Source organism: Micromonospora sp. NPDC050795, assembly GCF_044456785.1.
Classification (GTDB): domain Bacteria; phylum Actinomycetota; class Actinomycetes; order Mycobacteriales; family Micromonosporaceae; genus Micromonospora.
Genome location: NZ_JBITGE010000030.1, coordinates 82,736 through 99,661, shown reverse-complemented (window position 1 = coordinate 99,661; position 16,926 = coordinate 82,736). Strand labels below are relative to the sequence as shown.

Genomic DNA, 16,926 nt, shown 5'->3' with positions numbered 1-16,926 from the left:
CCCGGATCATCCGAACAACAGGGGAAGGAAGTCATACCGGGCCGGGCGACCGAGGGTCCCCGGCTGGGGACGATCAAAAAGGTAACGGGGGGGGGGTGACGGCACGATGCCGATGGCCGTCGGCGACCCCGGGATTCCCGACGCTGAATCAGACAACCGGTCATAGAAATGTGAAAACCGGATTTGGCGGCGCATATTCCGCTAAGCAGTTAGGGGACGTTCGTGGCCCCTGACCTGCCCTGGGTCATCTTCGGCCACGGACAGGACAGGGAGTCGTAGATGCCGCCGGAGATACAACGGGTTGAGCAAACGGCGCCGACAGCCACCGGCCGGGCCAGGGTGAGTCGTCGGACCGCCATCTTCCTCGCCGCCGACGCCCTCGGCTGGGTCGGCGGGTTCACGGTCGCAGGCTGGGCGAGGTACGAGCTAGCTCTCACCATCGATCAGGCGGTCAACGCGATACTGCTCGGCGGCGGAGCCGCCGTGCTGCACGTCGGCGTCAGCGCACTGCGTCGCATTCGGTCCGGTCGTCAGCCCCTCGGCACCGTCGAGGAGGTTCGGGGGCTCGCCGGCACCACCGCCACCACGGCGGCTATCGTCCTCGTCGCCCTTCTCGCGCTGGGCGAACGTCCGGTGCCGGCCAGCACCCCGGTGATCGGTGCCGCGCTGGCGCTGCTGTTGATGCTCAGCTGCCGTCTCCTGCACCGCCACCGGCGGGACCGTGCGATGCGACCGGACGCCCGCTCGGCGACCCCGGTGCTCCTCTTCGGTCTCGGCGAGGCCGGGCAGGGGCTGGTACGCGCGATGCTCAGCGACCCGAAGGGCCGCTACCTACCCGTCGGCGCGCTCGACGACGACCCCGGCAAACACGACCTGCGCATCGCCGGTGTCCCGGTGCTGGGCGGCCGGCAGCACCTCGTCGACGTGATCCGCCGCACCGGCGCCACCACGGTGATCTTCGCGGTGGCCAACGCCGACGCCACGCTGATCCGCGAGGTGCGGGAGGCGACCCTGCGCACCGGCACGGCGTTCAAGGTCCTGCCACCGGTCCGGGAGTTGGTGGATCACCGGATCACGGTCAGCGACGTGCGGGACGTCCAGATCAGTGACCTGCTCGGCCGACGCCAGGTGGTCGGCGACCTGACCCTGGACGACAACGGGCTCACCGGTCGACGCGTTCTGGTCACCGGCGCCGGGGGCTCGATCGGCTCGGAGCTGTGCCGGCAGATCATGCGCGCCAACCCCGGTGAGCTGATGATGCTGGACCGGGACGAGTCGGCCCTGCACAGCCTTCAGATGTCGCTCACCGGGCGGGCGTTGCTGGACGGCCCCGAACTCATCCTCGCCGACCTGCGGGACGATGAGGCTGTCCGGCGCATCATGCGGGAACGCCGCCCCGAGATCGTCTTCCACGCCGCCGCGCTCAAGCACCTGACCCTGCTGGAACGGCACCCGGGCGAGGCGGTCAAGACGAACGTCTGGGGAACGCTCTCCGTGCTGGACGCGTGCCGGGACGTCGCCCGTTTCGTCAACATCTCCACCGACAAGGCCGCCGACCCGATCAGCGTTCTCGGCTACTCGAAGCGCATCACCGAGATGCTGACCGCGCACGCGGCGGCGACCTACCCGGGCACCTTCCTGAGCGTCCGGTTCGGCAACGTCCTGAGCAGTCGTGGATCGGTGGTGACCGCCTTCCAACGGCAGATCGAGGCGAGGCAGCCGCTGACCGTCACCGACCCCAACGTCACCCGTTACCTGATGACCGTGCAGGAGGCGGTGCACCTGGTCCTCCAGGCAGCCGCCATCGGCCGCGACGGAGAGGCACTGGTACTCGACATGGGCGAGCCGGTCCGGATCGACGACCTGGCCCGCCGCATGGTCGAGCAGGCGGCCAGCCCGGTCCCGATCGTCTACACCGGGCTACGCCCCGGGGAGAAGCTGCACGAGGACCTGCTCGGTCGGGGCGAGGCCGACCACCGACCGCTGCACCCGCTGATCTCGCACGTGACGGTACCGGTCCTGGACCCCTTCGAGGTGAGTGGACTGGACCCGTTCGACGAACCCGACAAGGTCACCGACCAGCTCGCCCGACTCTGCGGCATCCTGCCCGGTCCGCTTCCCGACCGACGCGCCGGGATTCCGCTGGCACGCTGACGCCGCCGCAACCGGGGCCGGCGCACTCCCCGCGTCGGCCCCGGCGCGAGCTGACGGAGCCTGCCCACACGACCCACCACCTGTCACAGCCGGCTCCGGCATCGACACGGGCAGCAACGACCCGCCCATCGACCGATTGACAGAGATCAGTCCACACCGAAGGCTCGCGCCTACAGGTCCTTCACCCAAGGAGGCGCGATGAGACCGAGACGACTGGCGATCGCCGGCGTGGTCACCCTGCTCGGCGCACTGGCACTGACCCCACCGGCCAGCGCGCGGCCGCCGTCCGACCCGGGCGTCCGCGACGGCCTGGAGGTGTACGTCGGCACTGTCGACGCGAAACAGCGGGATCAGCTACGCGCGGCGGGGGTCGACCTCGGCCACGACGCGAAGACGGACTCGACCGGCAAGACGACTGTCGAGACGGTGCTCAGCCGCCGGCAGGCGAAACGGCTGACCGACCAGGGCGTGCCGTTGGCGGTGAAGAAGGTGCGTGGCAAAGACGCGTCGCAGGCGCTGCGGGAGCAGGCGGCGGCCGGTTGGACGGCGTTCCGGCCCTATGGGGAGCCGGGCGGCCTGCGGGACGAGCTGAACGCCACAGCGGCTCGGTATCCCAAGCTGACCAAGGTGGAGACGATCGGCCGCACGCAGCAGGGCCAACCGATCGTCGCCGTCAAGGTCACCAAGAACGCGCGGACCGTCGCGGACGGGAAGCGGCCCGCCGTGCTCTACGCCGGCGCGCAGCACGCCCGCGAGTGGATCACGCCGGAGATGACCCGCCGACTGATGCACCACGTCCTGGACAGCTACGGCACCGACCGGGAGATCACCAGACTCCTGGACACGACCGAGCTGTGGTTCCTGCCGGTGGCCAACCCGGACGGCTACGACCACACCTTCACCTCCGGCAACCGCCTGTGGCGCAAGAACCTGCGGGACAACAACGGTGACGGCCAGATCGGCTCGGGCGACGGCGTCGACCTCAACCGCAACTTCAGCTACAAGTGGGGGTACGACAACGAGGGTTCGTCACCGGAGCCGAACGGCGAGACCTACCGCGGCCCGGGGCCCAACTCGGAGCCGGAGACCAAGGCACTGGACCGGCTCTTCAAGCGGGTCGGGTTCGAATTCTTCGTCAACTACCACTCGGCCGCCGAACTGCTGCTCTACGGCCTCGGTTGGCAGGTGAGCACTCCCACCCCGGACGACGAGATCTACAAGGCGATGGCCGGTGACGACGCGCACCCGGCCGTGCCCGGCTACGACCCGGACATCTCCGCCGAGCTTTACACCACGAACGGTGACACCGACAGCCACGCCACCGTTCGGTACGGCACGCTGGGCTTCACCCCGGAGATGTCCACGTGTGAGGCCGCCTCGGCGGTCGACCCCGACGACGAGTGGCGCCCGGAGGACTGCGTCAGCGGCTTCATCTTCCCCGACGACGAGGAGTTGATCGCTGGGGAGGTGAGCAAGAACCTGCCCTTCGCGCTGGCCGTGGCCAAGTCGGCGGCGGACCCGGACGAGCCGGTCTCGGTCGTCGGACGGAGCACCCCGGACTTCGTGGTGGACGCCTTCGACACCTCGTACGGGCGCACCCAGCAGGTCGCCGCGATCACCAGGCGGGCGCTGAAGAACGTGAAGATGCACTACACGGTCAACGGTGGGCGGCCGAAGACCGTCGCCGTCCGCGAGTGGCGCGGCGGTGAGCGGTACGGCGGCACGCACGACGACTACTACGCGGAGCTTCGCGGCAGGGTCGGCGGCACGAAGCCGGGCGACCGGGTGGAGGTCTGGTTCACCGGCAACAAACCCCGGTCCGGGGTGGTCGCCAGCGTTCACTTCACCTACCGCGTGCACACCGACGTCGGAGGGGACGTGCTGGTCCTCGCCGCGGAGGACGTCACCGGCCTCAGCCCGGCACAGACCGGCACCACCGCGAAGTACGCCGACGAGGTCGCGGCATCGCTGAGCGCCGCCGGGCGCACCAGCGACGTGTACGACTTCGACACGATGGGCCGCAGGGCCCCGCACCCGCTCGGTGTCCTGTCGCACTACAAGGCCGTGGTGTGGGAGACCGGTGACGACGTGATCATGCGCTCCCCCGGCCAGGTCGCCGGCACCACGTCCAGGGCCGCGCTGGACACCGAACTGGCCGTCCGTGACTACCTGAACGAGGGTGGGAAGCTCCTGGTCAGCGGCCAGTACGCGTTGTTCGCCCAGGGTGCCGACGGTTCGTACGTCTACCACCCGGACGCACCGCCGGAGTGCACGAACGCCGACGATCCCGTCTGCCTGCCGCTGCTGAACGACTTCCAGCAGTACTGGTTGGGGGCGCACACCTACGTCAGCGACGGCGGCACCGCGCCGGAGGGAGAGCCGTTCCCGGTCGCCGGACGCGACGACGCGTTCACCGGTTTCACCGGTCAGCTCAACGCCCCCGGTTCGGCGGAGAACCAGGGACACACCGCGTCGTTCCTGACCACGTCGAGTTTCCTGCCGCCGGACGAGTTCCCGCAGTTCGCCAGCTCCGCGCCGGTGGGCTGGAGCCGACCGGGTGGCGCGCCGTTCGACCCGCGCACGGGTGAGTGGTACCTGCACAGCGGGCAGGCCGACGAGTCGTACAAGCGGCTCAGCCGCACCGTGGACCTCAGTGGGGCGAGCAGCGGGGAACTGCGCTTCTTCACCTCGTACGAGATCGAGCAGGAGTGGGACTTCCTCTTCGTCGAGGCGCACGTGGTGGGCAGCGACGAGTGGACGACCCTGCCGGACGTCAACGGCAAGACCAGCACGGTCACCGGGGAGAGCTGCGCCTCGGGTTGGGGCCTGCTGCACCCGTTCCTCGCCCACTACCAGGGTGCGGGCTGCTCCCCCACCGGCAGCACCGGAAGCTGGAACGCGGCGACCGGGACGTCGAGCGGCTGGAAGGAGTTCGTTGTCGACCTGACCGCGTACGCCGGCAAACAGGTCGAGGTGTCGATCACGTACGCCTCGGACTGGGCCACCCAGGGTCTTGGCGTCTTCCTGGACGACGCCCGGGTGGTGGTCGACGGGTCGACAGTGGCGGAGACCTCCTTCGAGTCCGCCGACCTGGGAGGTTGGACGGTGGCCGGGCCACCGGCCGGCTCCGGTGGCAACGCCAACGACTGGTCGCGCAGCCAGCAGGCCTTCGAGGAGGGTTCGGTGGTGGTCACCGGGGACACCGTGTATCTGGGCTTCGGGTTGGAGGGCCTCCCCCCGGCGGCCCGCGACGACCTGGTCGCCCGCTCACTGACCCACCTCACCGGGCAGCCCCGCCCCTGATGGCGGCGAGGTGCGCCGACGGTCCGCGGGCCGTCGGCGCACCTTCGGTGTACGCCGGGTACGGTCGCCGCCGATGTGGTGAGCTGTACGGGTGTCGGGGCTGGGACTTGTGCTGCACCCCACCCGGGATGTCACCGAGGTGGTCGGGATCATCGAACGGTGGGCGACGCGTCACCGCAAGACGTTGTACGTGTCCGAGGAGGACCAGCACCGCGTCCCGTCCTCTGTCGAACCGGTGCCGGCGGACCAGGTGGCGTCCCGCGCCGACGCTTTGATCAGCATCGGCGGCGACGGCACCATGCTGGGTGCGCTGCGATCCGCCGTCCTCGACCCGAAGCCGGTGCTCGGCGTACACCTGGGTCGGGTGGGTTTTCTCGTCGAGATCGAACCGCCGGGGCTGCCCGAGGCGCTGAGCCGGCTGCTGTCGAGAGACTTCACGATCGAGTCGCACGCCTGCCTCGCCTGTGACGTGTGCGGCGACGACGTCGTGGCGTTCAACGACATCGCGTTGGTCCGTCAGCCGGGCGCCGGTTTCGTCAGCGTCACGCTCGCCATCGACGGCCAGCAGTACGGCTACTACCGCAGTGACGCCGTCGTGGTCGCCACGCCGATCGGCTCGACGGCGTACAGCTACGCGGCCGGTGGTCCACTGATCTCCCCGGCGGCGGACTCGGTGGTGATCACGCCTGCGGCGCCGATGGCCGGCATCTCCCGGGCGGTGGTGCTCTCCCCGGACGAGAAGATCCGGTTGGAGTTGCAGCCGAACTCGTCGCCGGTCGTCGTGGAGATGGACGGGTTGGTGTTCCGCGACGCCGCGACGGACGGGGCGGTGGACATCTCGTACCGGCGCGACGCCGGTCTGGTGGTCCGCTTCGACCCGCTGCGCTACCAGGAGCGCAACCAGTTGAAGATGACGCTGCTCGACCTGCCGTTCCTCCCCGAGCAGCTCCGCGAACTGCTCCCCGAAGAGCTACGCCGACGCGGCCAGGAACTACCCCCACCCGCCGACCCTCCACCCTGCTAACCCCCACCCCCACCTTGGACCTGGTTGATCATGAAGTTATTGCCATGACACGCCGTGCCAAATGGCAATAACTTCATGATCAACTGCGGCGGGGGTCAGGACTGGGTTAGGGCTTGGTCTACCAGGTTCTTGGCTTCTTCCTGGATCTGCTTGAGGTGGTCGGGGCCCTGGAAGGACTCGGCGTAGATCTTGTAGACGTCCTCGGTGCCGGACGGACGGGCGGCGAACCAGCCGGACTCGGTGCTGACCTTGAGGCCGCCGATCGCCGCGCCGTTACCGGGGGCGGTGGTCAGCGTCGCGGTGATCGGCTCACCGGCGAGCTCGGTGGCGGTGACCTGCTCCGGGGAGAGCTTGCCGAGCACGGCCTTCTGCTCCCGGGTGGCCGGAGCGTCGATCCGGGCGTACGCGGGCGCGCCGAAACGCTCGGCCAACTCCGCCCAGTGCTCGCTCGGGCTCCGGCCGGTGGTGGCCTGGATCTCGGCAGCGAGCAGGCAGAGCAGCAGGCCGTCCTTGTCGGTGGTCCACGTCGAGCCGTCACGCCGCAGGAACGACGCCCCGGCGCTCTCCTCGCCACCGAAACCGACCGCGCCGTCGAGCAGGCCGGACACGAACCACTTGAAGCCGACCGGCACCTCCAGCAGCGGACGACCCAGGTCGGCGGCGACCCGGTCGATCATCGACGAGGAGACCAGGGTCTTGCCCACCGCGGCGTCCGGCCCCCACTCGGTGCGGGTGCGGAACAGGTGACCGATCGCCACCGCCAGGTAGTGGTTGGGGTTCATCAGCCCGGCGTCCGGGGTGACGATGCCGTGCCGGTCGGCGTCGGCGTCGTTGCCCGTGGAGATCTGGTAGTCGGCCCGCGCGGCGATCAGCGACGCCATCGCATTCGGCGAGGAGCAGTCCATCCGGATCTTGCCGTCGCCGTCCAGGGTCATGAACCGCCAGGTCGGGTCGACAGTCGGGTTGACCACTGTCAGGTCCAGGCGGTGCCGCTCGGCGATCTCACCCCAGTACGCCACGCTCGCCCCGCCCAACGGGTCCGCGCCGATGCGGATCCCCGCATCGCGGATCGCGTCGATGTCGATCGCCGCCGGCAGGTCGTCGACGTAGTTGGCGAGGAAGTCGTACTCACCGGTGGTGTCGGCGACCCGCGCCCGCGCGTAGGTGATCCGGCGGACCTCCTTGAGCCCGGCGGCGAGGATCGCGTTGGCGCGGTCCTGGATCCACCTGGTCACGTCGGTGTCGGCCGGCCCACCGTTCGTGGGGTTGTACTTGAAACCGCCGTCGTCGGGCGGGTTGTGCGACGGGGTGATGACGATGCCGTCGGCGAGCCCGCTGGTCCGCCCACGGTTGTGCGTGAGGATCGCGTGCGACAGCGCCGGGGTCGGGGTGTAACCGTCGCGGCTGTCCACCAGCACGGTAACCCCGTTGGCGGCGAGCACCTCCAGGGCGTCCACCGCGGCCGGCGCGGAGAGCGCGTGGGTGTCCCGGGCGAGGAAGAGCGGCCCGTCCAGCCCCTGCTCGCGCCGGTAGTCGCAGAGCGCCTGGGTGACCGCCAGGATGTGGTCGGAGTTGAACGCGTTGCGCAGGCTGGAGCCGCGGTGGCCGGAGGTGCCGAAGGAGACCTGCTGGGCCGGGTCCGTGGGATCCGGATGCTCGGCGTAGTAGGCGGTCACCAGGCGCGGCACGTCGACCAGGTCGGCGGGCTCGGCGGGCTGGCCGGCACGGGGGTGGGTCACTGCGGGATCCTCCTCGGGGAGTGCCTGTCGGTCACGGCTCGACCTTCTGGCCCTTGCCGATCACCACGATGCCGTTGTCGGAAACGGTGTAACGCTGCCGGTCCTTCTCCAGGTCGACGCCGATCTCGACGCCCTCCGGGACGAACACGTTCTTGTCCAGGATGGCCCGCCGGACCACCGCGTGCCGGCCGATCTCCACACCCTCCATCAGCACCGAGCCCTCGACGTGCGCCCAGGAGTGCACCCGCACCTTCGGCGAGACGATCGAGTTCTCCACCAACGAGCCGGAGATCACCACGCCCGGGGAAACCATCGAGCCGACCGCACGGCCGACCCGCTCACCCCACTGGTGGACGAACTTCGCCGGCGGCCACGGCGGCTGCTCGGTGTAGATCGGCCAGTCGAAGTTGTACATGTTGAAGACCGGGTGCACGTTGATCAGATCCATGTGCGCGTCGTAGAACGAGTCGAGCGTCCCGACGTCGCGCCAGTAGCCACGGTCCCGGTCGGTGCTGCCCGGCACCTCGTTGTCGCGGAAGTCGTAGACGTTGGCCTCGCCCCGCTCGACGAGCATCGGGATGATGCTGCCGCCCATGTCGTGCTTGCTGGACTTGTCCTCCGCGTCGCGTTCGACCGCCTCGCACAGTGCCCGGGTGGTGAACACGTAGTTGCCCATCGAGGCGTAGATCTCGTCCGGCGCGTCGGGCAGGCCCACCGCGTCGGTCGGCTTCTCCCGGAACGCGCGGATGCGCTTGCCGTCCTCGCCGACCTCGATGACGCCGAACTGGTCGGCCATCGACAGCGGCTGGCGGATGCCGGCGACGGTCACCGCCGCGCCGGACGCGATGTGGTCCTCCACCATCTGCCGCGGGTCCATCCGGTAGATGTGGTCGGCGCCGAAGACGATCACGTAGTCAGGCTGCTCGTCGTTGATCAAGTTGAAGCTCTGGTAGATGGCGTCGGCCGAACCGGCGAACCACCACGGGCCACGGCGCTGCTGCGCGGGCACCGGGGTGACGTAGTTGCCGAGCAGCGTGGACATCCGCCAGGTCTTGGTGATGTGTCGGTCGAGGGAATGGGACTTGTACTGGGTCAGCACGACGATCTTCAGATAGCCGGCGTTGGCCAGGTTGGAGAGGACGAAGTCGACCATGCGGTACATCCCGCCGAACGGGACGGCCGGCTTGGCCCGGTCCGTGGTGAGTGGCATCAGGCGCTTGCCCTCCCCACCCGCCAGGACGATCGCGAGCACCTTGGCAGCCATGCCCCGACGCTATCCACCCGCGTCCCACTTCACCACTCGTACGGGGAGTCTTCTGCACTAGGGTGCGCACATGACCGACTCCTCCCCGGCCACCGGATCCCTGCGCGTCGATCTGCTCACCCGCGAGTACCCACCGGAGGTCTACGGCGGCGCGGGCGTGCACGTCGAGTACCTGGCTCGGGAGTTGCGCGGCCTCGCCGACGTACGGGTGCACTGCTTCGGCCTGCCGCGCACCGAGCCGGGCGTCACCGCGTACGCCGAACCGCCGGGCCTGACCGGTGCGAACGCCGCGCTGCGCACGATGGGCGTGGACCTGGAGATGGCCGCCGGCGCGGCCGGCACCGACGTGGTGCACAGCCACACGTGGTACGCGAACCTGGCCGGCCACACCGCGAAGCTGCTGCACGGGGTGCCGCACGTGGTGACCGCGCACAGCCTGGAGCCGCTGCGGCCGTGGAAGGCTGAGCAGCTCGGCGGCGGTTACGCGCTCTCCTCCTGGATCGAGCGCACCGCGATGGAGGCCGCCGACGCGGTGATCGCGGTCAGTGGCGGGATGCGCAACGACGTGCTCACCGCGTACCCGCAGATCGACCCCGACCGGGTCCGGGTGGTCTACAACGGCATCGACACCGTCCAGTACGCCCCGGATCAGGGCACCGACGTGCTCGACCGGCTCGGGGTCGACCCGTCCCGCCCCAGCGTGGTCTACGTGGGCAGGATCACCCGGCAGAAGGGGCTGCCGTACCTGCTCCGGGCCGCCCGGGACTTGCCGGCGGACACCCAGCTCGTCCTGCTCGCGGGCGCGCCGGACACCGCCGAGATCGCCGCCGAGGTGGAGGAGTTGGTCGCCGAGCTGCGGGCCAACCGTTCCGGCGTGGTCTGGGTGGCCGAGATGCTGCCCAAGCCCGAGGTGATCCAGGTGCTGACGCACGCCACCGTGTTCGTCTGCCCGTCGGTCTACGAACCGATGGGCATCGTCAACCTGGAGGCGATGGCCTGCGAGACGGCCGTGGTGGCGACCGCGACCGGCGGCATCCCCGAGGTCGTGGCCGACGACGAGACCGGCCTGCTGGTGCCGATCGCGCAGGCCACCGACGGCTCCGGCACCCCACTGGACCCGGAACGCTTCGTGGCCGACCTGGCGGCCGCGATCAACACGCTGCTCGCCGACCCGGCGCGCACCGAGCGGTTCGGCCTGGCCGGCCGGCGGCGCGCGGTGGAGCATTTCTCCTGGGACGCCATCGCCCGGCAGACCCTGGAGGTCTACCGCTCCGTCGGCGCGGCCTGAGGAGGACGGACGTCAGATCGGCGCGCTCGCGGCGATGCGGATCAGGTCGATGTTGACCCCGGCGGCACGACCGCATCGTCGAGGCCCTTCGTGACCGGTACGCCCGCTGTGGGCAGGTCACAGTCCAGCCGGGGAAAGTTGTTGGGTGCCAGGAAGATCGCCTCGCGTCGTGCCGGTGCGCAACGGAGAGTGACCTCCGCGCGAGGCAACACCCCGGCGAGCGTGATGTCCCTGAGTCATCAAGATGCCCCTGTGTCATCACGCTCACCGCAACGTCCGTCCCCAGGGCTCGACCCGCCGAGGCGAGCAACGGGCCCGGTTCGGGGAGAGTCCGACCGCCATTCCTCACCAGCCACCAGCCACTCGGGTCGGGCCGACGCCGCGTAGGCGGTCCCGGCAGAAGTCCGGCGGTATGCCGTTCGCGCTGTGGCGTGCGGCCAGTTCTGGTCCGGTGATGATGTGGTTGGTGTTGTGCGGCATCGGGTCCGTGAGAGCCCGCACCGCCACCTCGGCGATGTCGGCAGGGTCGACGAAAGCCGACCCGAGCAGCGTCCGCCGCCCGTCTGACTCCCGGGTATTCGCTCGACGCTGGGATGGCCGGCTGCCACGATGCTGAGCCATGGCGGCGGACGGGTTGAGGCACCTCCTCGACCGCATCCCTACGCCGGCTGACGCGCCGACGTGGAAGCTGCCGCGTGGACGGGGCATTGAGGCAGCAACTTCCCCGCAAGTGCGCGGATCTTGCCGTGCGTCCCCAGGTGTGGGGCGGACCGGCAGGCTTGACCGCGCGAGAACGGATCTCGCGCAGTAGGTTGGCGGGGTGACTGGACGGTTCCCGATCGAAGACGTCTCCCCCGTCGTCTCGTGCGGGCGATACCCGGCCAAGGCGGTGGTCGACGAGCCGGTTCCGGTGTCGGCGCGCGCCTACCGGGAGGGGCACGACGCGCTGGGCTGCAACGTGGTGTGGGCGGGGCCGGACGGCGCGAGCCGGCCGTTCACCCGGATGCGCCCCGGCGAGCCCGGCCAGGACCGCTGGCACGCCACCATCGCACCGGACGCCGTCGGCTCGTGGACCTTCTCCGTCGAGGCGTTCCAGGACCCGTACCTGACCTGGCAGAACGCGGTGACCAAGAAGATCGCCGCCGGGCAGGGGCCGGAGGACTTAGCCAACGACCTGGCCGAGGGCGCCCGGGTCCTCGCCGCCGCCCGGGGCCTCGTGCCCGCCGCCGACCGGCCCCGGGTCGCCGATGCGCTCACCGCGCTGGTCGACACCGACCTGCCGCTGGCCCAGCGGGTCGGCCCGGCGCTGGCCCTGGCCGACCTGCTCTGGGAGCACCCGGTGCGGGAGCTGGTCACCGCCGGTGACACGTACTCGATCTGGGTTGACCGCAAGCGGGCGCTCTACTCGGCCTGGTACGAGTTCTTCCCCCGCTCCGAAGGAGCGGCGGGCGGCCGGTCCGGCACCTTCGTGACCGCCACCGAGCGGCTGCCAGGGGTGGCCGCGATGGGCTTCGACGTGCTCTACCTGCCGCCGATCCACCCGATCGGCCGGGTCAACCGCAAGGGCCCGAACAACGCGCTCACCGCCGGGCCGACCGACGTGGGCTCACCGTGGGCGATCGGCGCCGCCGAGGGCGGTCACGACACGATCCACCCCGGCCTGGGTACGCCGGCGGACTTCCGGGCCTTCATCCAGGCGGCGGCGGCACAGGGCCTGGAAGTGGCGATGGACCTGGCGTTGCAGTGCGCGCCGGACCACCCGTGGGTCACCGAACACCCGGAGTGGTTCACCACCCGCGCCGACGGCAGCATCGCGTACGCGGAGAACCCGCCGAAGAAGTACCAGGACATCTACCCGGTCAACTTCGACAACGACCCGGAGGGCATCCGGGCCGAGGTGCTGCGGGTGGTGCTGCACTGGGTCGGCGAGGGCATTCGGATCTTCCGGGTGGACAACCCGCACACCAAGCCGTTCGACTTCTGGCACTGGCTGATCGCCGAGGTCAAGGCGGTCGATGAGGACGTGCTGTTCCTGGCCGAGGCGTTCACCCGGCCGGCGATCATGCACGGCCTCGGCAAGATCGGCTTCACTCAGTCGTACACCTATTTCACCTGGCGCACGACGGCCGCCGAGATGCGGGCGTACTGCGAGGAGTTGATCGAGGCGGCCGACTACATGCGGCCGAACTTCTGGCCGAACACCCCGGACATCCTGCACGAGTCGTTGCAGCACGGCGGCCCGCCGATGTTCAAGATCCGGGCGGTGCTGGCCGCGCTGCTCTCCCCCTCCTGGGGCCTGTACGCGGGCTACGAGCTGTTCGAGCACGTGGCCCGGCCGGGCGCCGAGGAGTACCTGGACAACGAGAAGTACGAGCTGCGACCCCGGGACTGGGCCGCAGCGGAGGCGCAGGGCCGTTCGCTGGCACCGTTCCTGACCACCCTCAACCGGGTACGCCGGGACAACCCGGCCTTGCACCAGCTTCGCAACCTGCGCTTCCACGAGATCGACAACCCGGCGCTGCTCTGCTGGTCGAAGCACGACGCGGAGACCGGCAACACGGTCATCGTGATCTGCTCGTTCGACCCGCGCGCCGTGCAGTGGGGCAACACGACGCTCGACATGCCGGCGCTCGGTTTCGACTGGCATGAGCGGTTCACCGTGTACGACGAGGTGACCGGCACGAGTTACGACTGGGGTCAGCGCAACGCGGTACGCCTCGACCCGTACCTGCAACCCGCGCACGTGCTGACCGTGCGCCGCCCGGTCGCACCCGCCGCGCCGGAACCCGCCGGCGTCGAACCGGCGGATCTCACCGTCGCCGACGTCCCGGCGGAGCTGTCCGGCGGCACCGCGCCGACCGCACCCGTGCCGACTCCGCCCCGCCGGTCAGGCCCTGTTCCGACCCCTCCGCGCCGGTCGCCCGCCCGCCCGCCCGCCTCCGCACCGACCGACGCCGCCCCGAAGGACGACCGATGGACCAGCTGATCTCCGGCGCGACGCACGACCCGCACGCGCTGCTCGGCGCGCACCCCGCCGACGGCTCGACGACGATCCGCACGATGCGCCGGGGCGCCGGCGACGTCGCGCTGCTCGTCGGCGACGAGCGACACCCGATGAAGCGGGTGCACGACATGGGCGTCTTCGAGGCACAGGTCGACGGCACGGTGCTCGACTACCGGGTCGAGGTCGACGGCACCGCCCACGACGACCCGTACCGCTACCCGCCGACCCTCGGTGAGCTGGACCTGCACCTGATCCGCGAGGGCCGGCACGAGCGACTGTGGGAGGCGCTCGGCGCCCGGGTCTTCGACGAGGGCGTGGCGTTCAGCGTCTGGGCACCCAACGCCCGTGGGATGCGGGTGATCGGCGACTTCACCGGCTGGGGCCCCGACGACGGCTGGCCGATGCGGTCGCTCGGCTCCAGCGGGGTGTGGGAGCTGTTCGTCCCCAACGCCCGGGTCGGGGCCCGCTACAAGTACCGGGTACTGGGCGCCGACGGGCAGTGGCGGGACAAGGCCGACCCGCTCGCGGCATACGCCGAGGTGCCGCCGGCCACCGCCTCGGTGGTGCACCACTCGACGTACCGGTGGAACGACGCGGACTGGCTGGCCCGGCGGGCCGAACGGCAGCCGCACCAGGAACCGATGAGCGTCTACGAGGTGCACCTCGGCTCGTGGCGGCCCGGCCTGGGCTATCGCGAGTTGGCCGAGCAGCTCACCGCGTACGTCACCGAGCTGGGCTTCACGCACGTGGAGTTCCTGCCCGTCATGGAGCACCCGTTCGGCGGCTCCTGGGGCTACCAGGTGACCGGCTACTACGCGCCGACCTCCCGGTTCGGCGACCCGGACGAGTTCCGGTACCTGGTGGACCGGCTGCACGAGGCCGGCATCGGCGTACTCCTGGACTGGGTGCCCGCGCACTTCCCGAAGGACGAGTGGGCCCTCGCGCGGTTCGACGGCACCCCGCTCTACGAGCACCCCGACCCACGGCGCGGCGAGCACCCCGACTGGGGCACGTACGTCTTCGACTTCGGCCGCAACGAGGTCCGCAACTTCCTGGTCGCCAACGCGCTCTACTGGTGCGACCAGTTCCACGTCGACGGGCTGCGGGTCGACGCGGTCGCCTCCATGCTCTACCTGGACTACTCCCGCAACCACGGCGAGTGGGCCCCCAACAAGTACGGCGGCCGGGAGAACCTGGAGGCCATCGCGTTCCTGCAGGAGGTGAACGCGACGGTCTACAAGCACCACGCCGGCGTCGTCATGATCGCCGAGGAGTCCACCGCCTGGCCGGGGGTCACCCGCCCCACCGCCGACGGCGGGCTGGGCTTCGGGTTCAAGTGGAACATGGGCTGGATGCACGACACCCTGCTCTACACCTCGAAGGACCCGATCTACCGCCAGCACCACCACCACCAGCTCACCTTCTCCCTGGCGTACGCCTGGAGCGAGAACTACGTGCTGCCGATCAGCCACGACGAGGTGGTGCACGGCAAGGGCTCACTGGCCGGCAAGATGCCCGGCGACACCTGGCAGCGGCTGGCGAACGTGCGGGCGCTGCTGGCGTACATGTGGGCGCACCCCGGCAAGCAACTGCTCTTCATGGGCTCCGAGATGGCCGACGACCGGGAGTGGAGCGAGGAGCGCGGCCTCGACTGGTACCTGCTCCACGACCCGGCCCGCGCCGGTGTGCAACGACTCGTCGGTGACCTCAACCGGGTCTACCGCGACACTCCGGCGCTCTGGGCACAGGACACCGAGCCGGCGGGCTTCCGCTGGATCGCCGGCGACGACGTCGCCAACAACACCGTGTCGTTCGTCCGGATCGCCCCGGACGGCTCGACGCTGGTGTGCGTGGCGAACTTCTCCGCCCAGCCGCTGCACGACTACCGGATCGGCCTGCCGGCCGGCGGCACCTGGCAGGAGGTGCTCAACACCGACGCCCACCACTACGGCGGGTCGGGGGTGGGCAACCTGGGCGAGGTACGGGCCGAGGACGTGCCGTGGCACGGGATGGTGGCCTCGGCGGCCCTCCAGGTCCCGCCGTTGGGCGCCGTCTGGCTCCGCCAGGGCTGATCCCCGGTCAGACCAGGCCGGCGTCGCGGAGCAGTTGCCAGAGGCCGGCGCCGTCCGGGGCGGACAGCCACTTCTGCCCCACCGGCCCCGACGACGGGCGGCCGGCGGGGGCGGGCAGGGTGCCGGCCAGCACCGACTGGGTTGGGGAGAGGCGGCGGATCGCCACCCCGGCGACGTTCTCCGGGTGGGCGGCGGCGAACTCCCGGTAGATCTCCTGGTCGTGCTGGCCGTCGTCGCCGACGAGCAGCCAGCGCACGTCGGGGAACTCCTTGGCCAGCCGGGCCAGGGTGGACCGCTTGTGTTCCATGCCGCTGCGGAACCAGCGGTCGGCGGTCGGGCCCCAGTCGGTGAGCAGCAGCGGCCCGGCCGGGTAGAGGTGGCGGGACAGGAAGCGGGTCAGGGTCGGGGCCACGTTCCAGGCGCCGGTGGAGAGGTAGAAGACCGGTGCGCCGGGGTGCGCGGTGACCAGCCGCTCGTAGAGCACCGCCATGCCGGGCACCGCGTTGCGGGCGTGCTCGTCGAGCACGAACGTGTTCCATGCGGCGAGCAGCGGCCGGGGCAGCGCGGTCACCATCACCGTGTCGTCGATGTCGGAGATGATGCCGAACTTGACCTCCGGGTCGAGGATGCGCACCGGGGCGTCGACCGGCTCGGCGTCCGGGACGCTGAGCCGGACCGTGCCCCAACCGGGCGGCAGGTCCGCCTCGACCAGCGTGTCGACGAAGCCGCTGCGGTCGGCCCGCGTCTCGTGTCGCACCCCGCCGGCCTCGATGGTCACCGTGACGTGCTTGTTGGGCAACGTCGTGAAGCTGCGCCAGCCGCGGACCTTGTCGAGCCGACCCCGCTGACGGGTGTCCGGACGGCCCAGCAGCACCCGACACATCACCCGCACCCAACCCGGCGCGCCGTAGCCGGTGTACGCGACGATGTTGACCCGCCAGCCGGTGCGGCGCAGCCGGCGCTCGACGAGCTGGTGCACGGCGTCCTCGATCCGCGCGGCCCGGTGCAGGTTCGGAACGGCCAGTTGGCCGGCGGGAGTGGGTGGCACGGGCCAACCCTGCCACACGTCGACAGCCAC

9 protein-coding genes are annotated in these 16,926 nt (G+C 70.5%); 6 read left to right on the top strand and 3 right to left on the bottom strand.

The genetic code is table 11. The features are described 5' to 3' along the window. The first annotated feature begins 279 nt into the window (after window positions 1–279). The 3 genes from ACIBEF_RS24390 to ACIBEF_RS24380 all read left to right on the top strand — a co-directional run bounded on the left by ACIBEF_RS24390 (window position 280) and on the right by ACIBEF_RS24380 (window position 6,481). Complete coding sequence (locus ACIBEF_RS24390) at window positions 280–2,154, top strand: polysaccharide biosynthesis protein (RefSeq protein WP_396795454.1); 1,875 nt, start codon at window positions 280–282, stop codon at window positions 2,152–2,154. Between the two features lie 198 nt (window positions 2,155–2,352). Beyond that, window positions 2,353–5,457, top strand: coding sequence for a M14 family zinc carboxypeptidase (locus ACIBEF_RS24385; RefSeq protein WP_396795453.1), 3,105 nt, complete (start codon window positions 2,353–2,355; stop codon window positions 5,455–5,457). A 100-nt stretch (window positions 5,458–5,557) separates the two neighbouring features. Next, window positions 5,558–6,481, top strand: a complete 924-nt coding sequence (locus ACIBEF_RS24380; RefSeq protein ID WP_396795457.1) for an NAD(+)/NADH kinase — start codon at window positions 5,558–5,560, stop codon at window positions 6,479–6,481. A 95-nt stretch (window positions 6,482–6,576) separates the two neighbouring features. Here ACIBEF_RS24380 and pgm read toward each other — a convergent pair whose 3' ends face one another. Together pgm and glgC are read right to left on the bottom strand one after the other, a co-directional pair. Next, window positions 6,577–8,220 carry a phosphoglucomutase (alpha-D-glucose-1,6-bisphosphate-dependent) gene (pgm, locus tag ACIBEF_RS24375; RefSeq protein ID WP_396795452.1) on the bottom strand — a complete coding sequence of 548 codons (1,644 nt, stop codon included), beginning with the start codon at window positions 8,218–8,220 and terminating at the stop codon, window positions 6,577–6,579. A gap of 31 nt (window positions 8,221–8,251) precedes the next feature. Continuing rightward, window positions 8,252–9,484 (bottom strand): glucose-1-phosphate adenylyltransferase, encoded by a 1,233-nt coding sequence (gene glgC / locus ACIBEF_RS24370; protein ID WP_355007131.1) that lies wholly within the window; start codon window positions 9,482–9,484, stop codon window positions 8,252–8,254. Between the two features lie 70 nt (window positions 9,485–9,554). On the opposite strand from glgC, the gene glgA reads away from it, so the two are divergent. The 3 genes from glgA to glgB all read left to right on the top strand — a co-directional run bounded on the left by glgA (window position 9,555) and on the right by glgB (window position 15,848). After that, on the top strand, window positions 9,555–10,772 hold the full coding sequence (glgA, locus tag ACIBEF_RS24365) for a glycogen synthase (RefSeq protein ID WP_396795451.1): 1,218 nt from the start codon (window positions 9,555–9,557) through the stop codon (window positions 10,770–10,772). Window positions 10,773–11,592: 820 nt separating this feature from the next. Further along, a complete protein-coding gene (locus tag ACIBEF_RS24360) occupies window positions 11,593–13,758 on the top strand; it encodes a maltotransferase domain-containing protein (RefSeq protein ID WP_396795450.1) in 2,166 nt (721 codons plus the stop codon). Then, on the top strand, window positions 13,746–15,848 hold the full coding sequence (gene glgB / locus ACIBEF_RS24355) for a 1,4-alpha-glucan branching protein GlgB (protein WP_396795449.1): 2,103 nt from the start codon (window positions 13,746–13,748) through the stop codon (window positions 15,846–15,848). The genes ACIBEF_RS24360 and glgB overlap by 13 nt, the downstream gene beginning before the upstream one ends. Before the next feature lie 7 nt (window positions 15,849–15,855). Here glgB and ACIBEF_RS24350 read toward each other — a convergent pair whose 3' ends face one another. Next, complete coding sequence (locus ACIBEF_RS24350) at window positions 15,856–16,896, bottom strand: phosphatase domain-containing protein (protein ID WP_357200355.1); 1,041 nt, start codon at window positions 16,894–16,896, stop codon at window positions 15,856–15,858. Window positions 16,897–16,926 lie beyond the last annotated feature (30 nt).